General features: G+C 36.0%; 14 protein-coding genes. 13 read left to right on the top strand and 1 reads right to left on the bottom strand.

Annotated features, from left to right (window positions below; genetic code table 11):
- The first annotated feature begins 3 nt into the window (after window positions 1-3).
- Complete coding sequence (locus AC4BB5_RS10165) at window positions 4-975, top strand: LacI family DNA-binding transcriptional regulator (RefSeq protein WP_490456040.1); 972 nt, start codon at window positions 4-6, stop codon at window positions 973-975.
- Between the two features lie 89 nt (window positions 976-1,064).
- On the opposite strand, the gene AC4BB5_RS10160 is transcribed toward AC4BB5_RS10165, so the two are convergent.
- Window positions 1,065-1,361: a winged helix-turn-helix transcriptional regulator gene (locus AC4BB5_RS10160; protein WP_490456039.1), complete on the bottom strand. Its 297-nt coding sequence runs from the start codon at window positions 1,359-1,361 to the stop codon at window positions 1,065-1,067.
- A gap of 179 nt (window positions 1,362-1,540) precedes the next feature.
- On the opposite strand from AC4BB5_RS10160, the gene AC4BB5_RS10155 reads away from it, so the two are divergent.
- The 12 genes from AC4BB5_RS10155 (at window position 1,541) to AC4BB5_RS10100 (ending at window position 11,752) form a co-directional block, all read left to right on the top strand.
- Window positions 1,541-2,095 (top strand): NAD(P)H-dependent oxidoreductase, encoded by a 555-nt coding sequence (locus AC4BB5_RS10155; protein WP_490456038.1) that lies wholly within the window; start codon window positions 1,541-1,543, stop codon window positions 2,093-2,095.
- A gap of 221 nt (window positions 2,096-2,316) precedes the next feature.
- Window positions 2,317-4,290: a BglG family transcription antiterminator gene (locus tag AC4BB5_RS10150; protein WP_490456037.1), complete on the top strand. Its 1,974-nt coding sequence runs from the start codon at window positions 2,317-2,319 to the stop codon at window positions 4,288-4,290.
- Between the two features lie 2 nt (window positions 4,291-4,292).
- Entirely contained in the window at window positions 4,293-4,748 is a 456-nt protein-coding gene (locus tag AC4BB5_RS10145; RefSeq protein ID WP_490456036.1) for a PTS sugar transporter subunit IIA, read from the top strand.
- 18 nt (window positions 4,749-4,766) lie between these two features.
- Window positions 4,767-6,104 (top strand): PTS galactitol transporter subunit IIC, encoded by a 1,338-nt coding sequence (locus AC4BB5_RS10140; protein WP_490456035.1) that lies wholly within the window; start codon window positions 4,767-4,769, stop codon window positions 6,102-6,104.
- 24 nt (window positions 6,105-6,128) lie between these two features.
- Window positions 6,129-6,413, top strand: coding sequence for a PTS sugar transporter subunit IIB (locus AC4BB5_RS10135; RefSeq protein WP_025869074.1), 285 nt, complete (start codon window positions 6,129-6,131; stop codon window positions 6,411-6,413).
- 11 nt (window positions 6,414-6,424) lie between these two features.
- On the top strand, window positions 6,425-7,252 hold the full coding sequence (locus tag AC4BB5_RS10130) for a class II fructose-bisphosphate aldolase (protein WP_490456034.1): 828 nt from the start codon (window positions 6,425-6,427) through the stop codon (window positions 7,250-7,252).
- A gap of 14 nt (window positions 7,253-7,266) precedes the next feature.
- Window positions 7,267-7,968 carry a triose-phosphate isomerase gene (locus tag AC4BB5_RS10125; RefSeq protein ID WP_490456033.1) on the top strand — a complete coding sequence of 234 codons (702 nt, stop codon included), beginning with the start codon at window positions 7,267-7,269 and terminating at the stop codon, window positions 7,966-7,968.
- 3 nt (window positions 7,969-7,971) lie between these two features.
- Window positions 7,972-8,487: a YjbQ family protein gene (locus AC4BB5_RS10120; RefSeq protein WP_490456032.1), complete on the top strand. Its 516-nt coding sequence runs from the start codon at window positions 7,972-7,974 to the stop codon at window positions 8,485-8,487.
- Between the two features lie 327 nt (window positions 8,488-8,814).
- The gene (locus tag AC4BB5_RS10115) at window positions 8,815-9,522 is read left to right on the top strand and encodes a GntR family transcriptional regulator (RefSeq protein ID WP_490456031.1); all 708 of its coding nucleotides are present in this window, start codon (window positions 8,815-8,817) and stop codon (window positions 9,520-9,522) included.
- A gap of 93 nt (window positions 9,523-9,615) precedes the next feature.
- Window positions 9,616-10,119: a PTS sugar transporter subunit IIB gene (locus AC4BB5_RS10110; protein ID WP_490456030.1), complete on the top strand. Its 504-nt coding sequence runs from the start codon at window positions 9,616-9,618 to the stop codon at window positions 10,117-10,119.
- Window positions 10,119-10,931, top strand: a complete 813-nt coding sequence (locus AC4BB5_RS10105) for a PTS mannose/fructose/sorbose/N-acetylgalactosamine transporter subunit IIC (protein ID WP_490456029.1) — start codon at window positions 10,119-10,121, stop codon at window positions 10,929-10,931. Before AC4BB5_RS10110 ends, AC4BB5_RS10105 begins: the two co-directional genes overlap by 1 nt.
- 2 nt (window positions 10,932-10,933) lie before the next feature.
- Window positions 10,934-11,752: a PTS system mannose/fructose/sorbose family transporter subunit IID gene (locus tag AC4BB5_RS10100; RefSeq protein WP_490456028.1), complete on the top strand. Its 819-nt coding sequence runs from the start codon at window positions 10,934-10,936 to the stop codon at window positions 11,750-11,752.
- The last annotated feature ends 2 nt before the right edge of the window (window positions 11,753-11,754 follow it).

Here is an 11,754-nt window from a genome sequence, read left to right as displayed (position 1 = left end):
CACATGGTAGGAATTAAAGAAATTGCAAAAAAAGCAGGGGTATCGATTTCTACTGTTTCTTATGCATTAAATGGCAGTTCCAAAGTGACAGAAGCAACTCGAGCAAGAATCCAAGCGATTGCAGAGGAACTGGACTACGTTCCTAATATGGCTGCTCGTACCTTAAAAAGACAACAAACCAATATAATCGGTGTTTATCTTGCTGATTATGGAGGCAGCTTTTATGGTGAATTATTAGATGGAATCAAAAAAGGACTGGAAGCCCAAAATTATGAGATGATCGTCTGCAGTGGAAATAAATCGCATTTATTTATTCCAGAGCGAATGGTCGATGGGGCAATTGTGTTAGATTGGACGTTTAAAAACAAAGAAATTGAACAGTATGCAGACAGAGGGCATTTTCTTGTCATTTTGGATCGTTTGATCACGCATGAAAATGTCCGAAAAATTCTGTTAGATAATAAAGGCGGTGCTACGCTAGCGATTGAAAAGGCAGTTGCTTGCGAGACTGAAAAGTTATTCTTAGTATCGGGACCTCAGAAGAGTTACGATGGGCAAGAGCGACTAAATGCTAGTATCAAAGAACTAGAGCGGTTTGATATTGAATATGACATTATTTCTGGTGATTTTACCGAGCCGTCTGGATATCGTGCAGCAAAAAAAATCATGGGAAAAGAGCCAACACTCCCTGTGGATATTTTTGCGTTGAATGATGAAATGGCTATTGGTATTTATAAATATTTTAAAGAAACACCATACCAAATCGGAAAAGACATTCGCTTGATCGGTTTTGATAATATTGATATTAGCGCCTTTGTTCAGCCAAGATTAGCGACGATTTCTTACTCTAAACATCGCTGGGGAATGTTAGCTGCTGAAAAAATCATTCAGCTGATTACTGGAGAAGAGGCAGAAGATGATCATATTTATACAAGTTATATAGATGGAGCTTCATTTTCTGGAGGAAACGAGTAGAATAAGTGGATGGAACAACAACTAGATTAAAAGGGTGGGCAAAAATGCTAAACGTTTTTGCTCACCCTTTAATTTGATTTTGAAATTTTTCAGTACGTATCTCCCCAAATGGACATAGAGCGCAGAATACTTTCCATAGACCGACCTTTATCCGTTAACTGATATTCTACTTTGGGTGGTACAACAGCATAGACTTTTCTGGAGATCAGGCCATCGCTTTCAAGTTGTCTTAATTGATCAGTCAAGGACTTATTGGTTATATTACCAAGTCCTTTTTTCAACTCACCAAACCTCATTTTACCAGAAAGTAAGCGGAATAAAATGATCGGCTTCCATTTTCCGCTGATTAGATTGACTGTCTTTTTTACAGGACAATTTTCAGTCATTCAATACCTCCTTTTTACAGTATCTTTTTTAAACTTACTATCACTAAAGTATATCATATATAAATAAAGTGCGTACTTCCATTATCCGAGATCTATTGTATGCTTGGCTATGACAGTAAATCAAATTCTAGCTATTATTGATTTTTTAGTCATAAATAATAAATGGAGGAAAGATAATTATGGGAAAAAACGTATTAGTTTTGTCACATCCGCATTTACAGGAGTCAACAATGAATAAGTATTTGGTTAAGAGATTAAGTAGAGAAAAATTAGATTTGGAGGTCCATCATATTGATCGCAAATACCCAGATGGTAACATTGATGTTGAGGTTGAAAAAGAAATGCTGCTTTCTTCTGATTTAGTCATTTTTCAATTTCCAATTTTTTGGTACAGTGCTCCTTCAAGCTTAAGAAAATGGCTTGAAGTGATACTAGAACATAATTGGGCCTATGGTGAGCGTCATGCGTTAAAAGGTAAGAACATTGCTTTGATCATAACAACAGGTGGCTCAAAGAGCTCTTACCAATATAATCAATCTAACTCTAGAGATATTGAAAGCTATATGTATGGTTTTTATGAAACAATTAGAACAATTAGAGCTGAATATTTAGACAGTCTATACATTTTTGACGCAAACACTAATTTTCATGAGAATAGGTTGGAAAATGAGTATGAGAGGTATATTCAATTTATTCAAGAGATCACAGAAATCAATTCGATTAATGAGCAGTAAAAATTGAAAAATTAGAAATCTTTGATTTTAAAATAAATCAATAAACGAATAAGTAAACAGTATTGGGAAAAATTCCCGATACTGTTTTTTTCTTTCCTAATGCATAAAATAACAATCATGATAACTATTTCCACATTAATGTGGAAATAAAAGATGATTTACTATCTATTAAAATATTCGTATACTCTATTTATGGAAAGCGCTTTCCGGAGGTGTGATAAATGGAAAAACGGACTAAACGAGAAAATGAGTTGATTCGTTTACTGCTGCATCAAAAAGAGTATCAGGCAACTAGCTATTTCAGTAAGAAGCTCTCTGTATCAAATAAGACGACGTATACAGACTTAAAGAGTATTGAGGCTTATCTTGGTGAAAACGATTTGACGATCGATCGAGTTCCAAGAAAAGGAGTTTATTTAATTGGAACTAAAGAAGCAAAAGAACGCTTAAAAGCAGTGGTGCAGCAAGATCGGGTCCTTGTGTTAGAAGATGAGGAATTTTCACCAGCTTATCGACAATTGATCATGCTTTCATCTATTTTACTTTTTGATGAAAAAATAACATATGACGAATATGCAAAGCGATTTTTAGTCAGTAAGCAATCGATTAAAAAAGATATGGATGATGTGTTGTATTATTTAAAAAAGACGGAGCTTCGTGCGCTTAATGAACGTAGAATCAATGCTTTTGAAAAAGAAACTGTGATTCAAAAGGTCTATAAGAAATATTTAGTACGTTACAGCAAAAAATACCACCCACATGCTGAAAAAAGCGAAAAAGATAGCTTAAATTTTCTGTCTGAAATTATCGAATCACAGGTGATCCGATTAGTGAATGACTTCATTGAAAAAATAATGATTCATACTGGAAAGATACTGAATGATTATTTTGTTTACTCCTTAAAATTGTCACTGATTATTTTTTTAACTAGGCTCAAAGCTGGGCATCATATGGAAGAGCAGAATGAATTTATTTTTAAGGATTTGCAGAAAATGCAGCTTTATATGGTTGCATTAAACTTCTCAGAAGAAATTAACCAAGAATTAAAGTGTATTTTTTCTAAGAACGATATTCAATATATTTGTTCATTATTATTCGCTCATAGTGTTGTGCCAGGAGTATCTGATTTACCTGTTGACAAAAAAATGAATGATGTAACAAATGCTTTGATCAATGATATGACACACCTACTTGATGTGAAAGTCGATAAAGATGAGCAATTATATCATTCGCTCATTGCGCATATCATGCCAATGCTCCACAGATTAAAAAACGACATTTATGTACGAAATCCGCTTAAAGATAGTATAAAAAAACAATATACTACGATGTTTACCTTAACTCAATTTGCTTCTGCTGTTTTTGAAAAATACTATTCACTTTTTTTAAATGAAGATGAAGTGTCATTTTTGACGATTCATTTTCAAGTTGCATTTGAAAAAATTCAATTAACGAAACATGTTTTGATTGTCTGTGGTAATGGATTAGCGACGTCTGAATTGATTTTTAATCGCATCAAACAAAATCTGCCTGCAAGTGTCATTGTTGAAATCGGAACAGAAAAACAACTCTTGCAAAATCCAGTGGATGACATTGACTTGATTATCGCGGCAATTCCACTTGAAATAAAGAGCATCCCAGTGTTTCATGTATCTGCTTTACCTACAGCGGAAGAAGTAGCGTTGATTGCAACTTATTTATCCAACATTAGTGAAAACGAAAAAACGTTTACTTATTCAAAAGAGAATCACACGATGTCTCTGATTCCGTTTGTTCAAAATGAGCTAATTTTCTTAGATCAAGGTTTTTATCAAAAAGAAGATATTTTAGAGTATTTAATTCAACAATACCAAGAGCTAGGATTAGTAAATGAAGGATTTGAAGAATCAATCGTTCAAAGAGAAGAGCTAGGTGATACCAGTATTGTCAGTGGAGTAGCAATTCCGCACAGTGCACCAGATACAGTAAAAGAAACTAAATTATCTTTTATGACGACTAAACAACCTATTCAGTGGGGAGTAAATAAGGTTCGTCTGATTGTTACTATCGCAATTGCAGAAAAGGATATGGCCATAGCCAAAGATTTGGTTTCGGCTTTATATGACAGAATTGATTCAAAAGAGCGTGTTGAGCAGATCATTCAAAGTCAAAGTGTAGAAGAACTAATGGTTTGTTTGAAAAGGAGGGAATGTTGAACATGTATTTTAATAGTGAGATTGCTGAATTTCAGATAGAAGTTAAGGATAGAAATGAAGCATTTCAACGATTAACCAAAGAATTAAGAGAGAAGCAGTTTATTACGGATAGTTTTCTCGAACATGTTATTGAAAGAGAGGAATATTTTCCAACAGGACTTCCTGTTAATAATATCGGTGTTGCAATTCCACATACTGATAGTGACTATGTAAAAAAATCGCAAATTGCATTTATGTCTTTGAAGGAACCAATCACATTTTTTGAAATGGGGACCGCTGATAAGCCAGTAGATGTTCATATGATTTTTATGCTGGCATTGAAAGAGCCGCATGAACAATTGGAGATGTTACAGAAGTTGATCGGTATGATCCAAAAGTCGGAAATAATGGAAAAATTATATCAGTGTCAGTCGAAACCAGAATTTATTAAAATTATTCATCAAGTGGGTTTATCGTAAAGAAATGGGGGAAAGAATATGTTAGATGCATTACAATGGTTTGTCGATCTGGGTGCAATCGTTGTTCTACCGATTTTGATTTTCGTGTTTGGAATGATTCTTGGAACAAAACCAGCTAAAGCTTTTACATCTGCTTTGACAGTCGGTGTTGGGTTTGTAGGTCTAAATTTGGTGATTGATTTATTAAGTAGTAGTTTAGGACCGGCAGCGCAAGCGATGGTTGAACGTTTTGGGTTGAATTTGACTACTATCGATGTGGGCTGGCCAGCGGCAGCCGCAATTTCATATGGAACGGTTTTAGGCAGTTTGGCAATTCCTATAGGCGTGTTACTAAATGTGGCGTTGATCATTTTAGGGCTAACTAAGACATTGAATGTTGATATTTGGAATTTTTGGCATGGGGCGTTTATTGCGTCTTTAGTCTATGCATTAACTGGCAACTTTGCAATCGGAATTGCAGCAACAGTGGTGTATATGATGATGATTTTATTGTTTGGTGATATTTTAGGACCAATCGTGAAAAAATTCTATGGCTTTCCTAATATTACATTTCCGCATGGCACTGCAGCACCTGGTTTTATTTTTGCGATACCAATGAATTGGTTATTCGATCGTATTCCAGGGATCAAAAACTGGAAAGCAGATCCTGAAACGATCCAAAAACGTTTTGGTATTTTCGGAGATTCGACTGTGATGGGCTTTCTGATTGGGTTAGTGATTGGTCTTTTTGCAGGATATGATGTTGCAGGTGTCGGTCAACTGGCTGTTAAAACAGGAGCTGTAATGGTGTTGATGCCGAAAATGGTCGCATTGTTAATGGAAGGGTTGACACCAATTTCAGAAGCAGCTAATGAATTTGTGAAGAAACGTTTTCCAGGAAGAGAATTATATATTGGGATGGACGCAGCATTATCAGTAGGACATCCTGCAGTTCTGTCTTCTTCTCTGTTATTAGTGCCGATTACAATTTTATTAGCAGTTATTTTACCAGGAAATACAACCTTGCCGTTTGGAGACCTTGCAACGATTCCTTTCTTAGTTTGTTTAATGGCAGCCGTTTTTGCAGGCAACATCGTTCGAACGGTTATCGCAGGTTCAATCTATATGGTGAGTATTCTTTATATCACTTCTTGGGTCGCGCCATTGGTTACGATGTCAGCTAAGGCAGCAAACTTTGACCTCCAAGGGAATTCAAGTATTACAGCACTAGCAGAAGGTGGTTTATGGACAACGTGGCTGTATGTTGGTCTTACAAAATTATTGAGCTGGGGTGGTTTAGCCATCATAGGGGTGGTTGTACTATGTGGAATGATCTATGTAAATAAAGTTTTACCTAAAAGACAAGTAACTAAATAAATGAAATGAGAGGACGGATAGACGATGAAAAAAATGTTGATCATGTGTGGTACTGGTGTTGCTACTTCTACAATTGTAACAAATAAAGTGAAAGAATGGCTGAAAGAAAAGGGTTATGAGAATGATGTACGATTATACCAATCAAAAGTCGCTGATGAGATGAATCGAATCGATGATTACGACATTATCGTAAGCACAACGGTCGTACCAGATAAAATAAAAGATAAAATCATCATGGGGTTACCGTTATTGACGGGAATGGGAACTGAGGAAATGTATCAAGAAATTGAAGCTAAAATCAAAGAATAGGAGGAATTATTTTGTTAGTTACATCTAAAGAATTATTTGAACAGGCACAAAAAGAACAATTTGCGATTCCAGCTACTAATTTCTTTGACTTAGATTCGGCACGAGCATATGTGGGCGTGGCTGAACGCATGAATAAGCCTTTGATTCTTGCTTTTGCACAGGCACATATGGATATGATGTCATTAGAAGAGGCATCTTTGATTGGCAACTATTTAGCAAAAAAAGCGAAAGTACCGGTGGTCTTACATTTAGATCATGGACAAGATGAAACGATCATAAAACAAGCCATAGAATTAGGGTTTTCATCTGTCATGATCGATGCATCCCTTGATTCATTTGAGGAAAATGTTTGTCGTTCCAAAGAAATTGCGGATTATGCTCATGAAAGAGGCGTCGTTGTTGAAGCAGAAATCGGTTTTGTCGGTTCGGGTGTGAATTATGAAAATCACGACCATAGCGATTCCATATACACGGAAGTAAAAGATGCGGTGCGCTTTGTTGAAGAGACCAACGTAGATTCTTTAGCTGTTTCGATTGGAACTGCTCACGGGTTTTATAAAGGGACACCTAAAATTAGTTTTGAACGCTTGGTAGAACTTCAAAAGGCTGTAAAAATACCGCTTGTATTACATGGAGGTTCTTCTTCAGGAGATGATAATTTACATCGATGTGCTACAGAAGGAATCAGTAAAATCAATATTTTTACTGACTTTATTACGGCGGCAATGAAATCGATCGATCAAGAGAAGCCTGCTGATTATTTTCAATTAAAAAAAGAAGCCAATCTGGCGATGGAAAAAACATTGGAACATTACTTTACAGTATTTTCAACTAAATAAAAGAGGTGATCATTTTGAAAAAAAGAATAGTTCGAGCGCCATTTTTCTGTGTGAATCCTAAAGCATATTTATATGGGGATGCAGCACTAAGACTAGCAATAGAGGCAGATGAACTTGCTGAAAAATATGACATAGATATTTTTTTCACGGTTCAATATGTTGATGCCTATCGCATTGCCCAAGCAACAAAAAATTTGATTATTACGGTGCAACATATGGATGGCTTAATTGTGGGACCAGGTATGGGCTATATTTTACCAGAAGGACTTGTAGAAGCAGGTGTACAAGCGACATTTATGAACCATGCTGAACATCCTGTTGGGATCAATCAGCTCGTAACCATCATGAAAAGAGCGGAAGAACAAGGGATTTTGATTATTGCCTGTGCAGATTCGATTGCAGAAGCCAAAGCAATTGCCACACTCAAACCTGACGTAATGGTTTGTGAGCCAACAGAGTTAATTGGTACGGGGAATACAAGTGATAGTTCATATATGAAACAAACGAATGAAGCCGTGAAGTCTGTTTCATCTGAAATATTAGTGCTGCAAGCCGCAGGAATCAGCACTGTTGCGGATGTTCGGCAAGCATTAGAATCTGGAGCAGATGGCACGGGTGGGACTAGTGGAATCGTATGTGCGAAAGATTCTCTTCAAATTTTGCGCGATATGGTGGAAGAAGTTGCTAAAGTCAGAGCAGAGTCAAAGGAGCAATGAGGGATGAAGACATATACGAAGGATTTAATTTTAACATCTAACGGACAACGTGTGAGTTATCATAATATCACTGAAGAAGTAAAACAAGCTGTAAAAGAGAGTGAGGTTCAAAATGGTATATGTGTTGTTCAATCACCTCATACGACCTGTTCAGTGATTTTTGAAGAATATGTCCACGATTTGGATTTTAATGGGGACGAATTTCTACAAGTAGATCTCAATCGAATATTAGATAAAATCATTCCAAGAGAACTGTCAGAAGAAACAAACTACCGTTATCCAGGCCCTAAGCATCTTGAATTTCTAATGAGTTTGAATGATCCAAATTATCCAAGTGATCCAGGGACAATCTTGAATGGAGATGCCCATATCCGAGCTTCTTTATTTGGTGCTAGTGAAACATTTATTGTCAAAGATACGGAACTTCAAATAGGCTCGGTTGGATACATTTATTTTATTGACTTTGATCAAAATCGCAAACGGAATAGAAAATGTCAGTTAATGATTTTGGGTGAATAACTTTTTGTAGCAGAAATAACATTTCTAAAGAGGTTGGGGCGTAAGTATTAAACTCCCATCGTTTATCTGGATAATATGTGATTGGTACAGATTGCTTTGAGCCATGTATCAATCACTTTTTTGTTATATCAAATAAGGAAATTGTATATGACAAATATAATAATGTTTTATTTATAGACAATCCAATTGCTAATCAATAATGTAGAAAAAAGTAGTGTTTTTAAAGGATTTATAACTTTAATTGATACTGAAATGGAGAATATACTTGTAATAGATTTGTCCATGTGTTATTGTTATGACAATAAGACGTGAACGGAAGGTGAGTCAATGAACGACAATAGGTTGCCCTTATATATTCAAATCGCCAGTGACTTAAAATTTAAGATTCATTCTGGGGAGTGGGAGGTTGAAGATCAAATTCCTACAGAGTTTGAGTTATGTAATATCTATGATGTCAGTAGGATTACAATCCGTAAAGCAATTGATCAATTAGTCAATGAAGGGCTTTTATATCGTAAACGTGCGGTTGGAACATTCGTACAATCCAAAGAACCTGAAATCAGAGAAACAATTGTCAAAAGCTTTACACAAGAAATGAATGATCTTGGTAGAAAAGTCCATACTCTTAAAGCGCGAATAGAAAAAAAGACTGCGTCAGCTAAAATTGCAAACTTTTTAAATATTAAAGAAGGGGATCCAGTTTTAAATCTACAACGTGTTTTTGGAACGGACGATTTAGCATTTGCTTTTTTTGATACTTATCTTACTTTTGATCAACGTTTTTCAACCGATAGCCAAGACTATTACGGATCTTTTTATGAATACTTGAAAAAATATGATATAGTTGTGGACTCAATCAAGGAATACGTTGAAGCAATCGAGCCAAGTGAACAATTATTAAAATCTCTTGAAATCCATGAACATACACCAATATTAAAGCGAGTAAGAATCACACAGCAATTAGGTAAAGCGTTTCATGAGTATTCAGAGTGTTTTTATATTGGTAGCGAATATCGATATTATGTGGAGGGCTAAGTTTAAGTAAATGAAAGTGTATTTCTGAAAAAGGAATATATTTTCTTTATAATATAATGTAATGACAATATGTCAATATGAGGAGGAAATAAAATGGCAATTTCGTTTATTAGAATCGATGATCGAATTATCCATGGGCAAGTAGTTACACGTTGGATGAGTGAAAGAAAATGTGATGGGGTTGTAGCGGTGGATGATCCATCAGCAAATAATCCGGTGCTCGCTAAAATGTTGAAGTCAGCAGTTCCTTCACCATTAAAAGGATTTGTGTTAACAGAAGCGGAACTAGTGCAAAAATGGGCTAAGATTGTTGAAAGCAAGAGGCAATATTTTCTGATTGCACGTTCTCCAGAAACCCTTGTTAGAATTTTTGAAAGCGGTGCCGATTTCATCACTGAACATCAAGAGCTGAATGTTGGTCCGATGAGTGTTAGAGAAGGGGCGAAAAAATATGGTAAAAACTTAAGTATGATACCGGCAGAGGAAGCAGCTTTTGATACGCTGCAAAAAAATGGAATGACCGTTTCATTTCAATTAGTACCTGATTCTAAAAAGAAAACATGGATGGAATTGAAAGCTGAAGGAGGAGAACAATAATGAATGGACCCTTATTATTTCAAGCATTCGCAGTATCAATCTTCTGTTACTTGGGTGCTTTGTCAACACCTTGGTTGTTAGGTTTGACAGGAGGATGGTACACGATTACTCGACCATTGGTGTCAGGAATGATCGTTGGTTTGATTTTAGGTGATCTAAAACAAGGAATTTTGATTGGTGTTGCGATTCAGACGGTCTATATTGCCATGGTCACCCCTGGAGGACAAATGCCAGCAGATCTAAACTTTGTGGCTTTTCCAGCTATTGCGTTGGCTATGCTTTCAAATGCAAGTACCGAAGTAGCCGTAACATTGGCAACAACAATCGGTGTTTTGGGTACGATCGTGTTTAACTTATATCAAGTAGTCAACTCATTTTGGAATCATCGAGCAGTGGCGGCTATTCAAGAAGGTGATTATCGGAAATTTCGCTTAAATGCTATTGCAGGTCCTCAAGTAATAAATTTTATTTCTCGTTTCTTGCCTTCATTTTTAGTTGTTTATTTTGGCTCAGGATTTGCTAAATCAATGTTAGATTCTATGCCGCAATATTTGATTGATGTGATGAGTTACTTAGGCGGTGTTTTGCCAGCGATTGGGATTGCGATGTTATTGACAGCTGTAGTTAAAGAGAATTCGCTATTTTTATTCTTCTTGTTAGGATTCGTTTGTATTGTTTTTTTAAATCTAAATATGATTGCGCTAACAATCGTAGCAGCTGTTATAGCGTATCTATATTACACTGGTTCAAGTAAAAAAGGTGTGGTTACTCCGAATGGTGTAGTGGATGAAGACGATGAGGAGGAGTTTTAATCATGACAGAAAAATTATTAGATAAAAAAACTTTAACAAAATCCTACCATAAATGGATGATGTATAACTTGGTTGCTATGAGCTTTGAGTTTTTAGAAGCGATGGGCTTTGCGCTGTCGATGGAACCAATCGCAGATAAATTATATAGTGAAGAACCCGAAAAGAAAAAAGAGATGATGGAGCGACACACTGCGTTTTACAATACAGAACCACAAGTAGGAGCGTTGATCAATGGGATTTCGGCCGGACTTGAAGAACAAAAGGCTCTGGGAAACTCAGGTATTACGGGTGAGTTGATCAATAGTTTGAAGATTGGTTTAATGGGCCCATTGGCTGGAATTGGGGATTCAATGGTGCCGGGGATGTTGATTCCTATTTTACTTTCAATCGGAATGGGATTGTCTTCAAATGGGAGTATCTTAGGAGTTCTTTTCTATATCGTGGCATATAACTGTATCATGTATTTCGGCTCTCGCTATTTATTTTTCAAAGGCTATGAACTTGGTGCTGAATCAGTCGACGTATTTACAGGTGAAAAAGCGCAACAAATAACAAAAGCCATTACCGTGTTAGGCATGACGGTTATTGGTGGTGTTGCAGCTTCTTATGTAAAACTTGAGATTCCTGCAAAGTTTGCTTTAACAGGAACAGAAATTGATGTCCAAGCTATTTTAGATGGTATTTTTCCCAAATTAGCGCCGCTTTTAGTGATTTTCCTTTCTTGGTATTTGATGGCGAAAAAAAATGTTTCACCAGTGAAGTTAATTATGATTTATTTTGTAGTTGCATTTGCTGGCGTAGGTCTGGCCTATCTATTTTAAAA

Source organism: Enterococcus sp. AMC1252, from assembly GCF_058216515.1.
The sequence above is the reverse complement of the archived record's forward strand: the minus strand, read 5'-3'. Positions and strand labels throughout refer to the sequence as shown.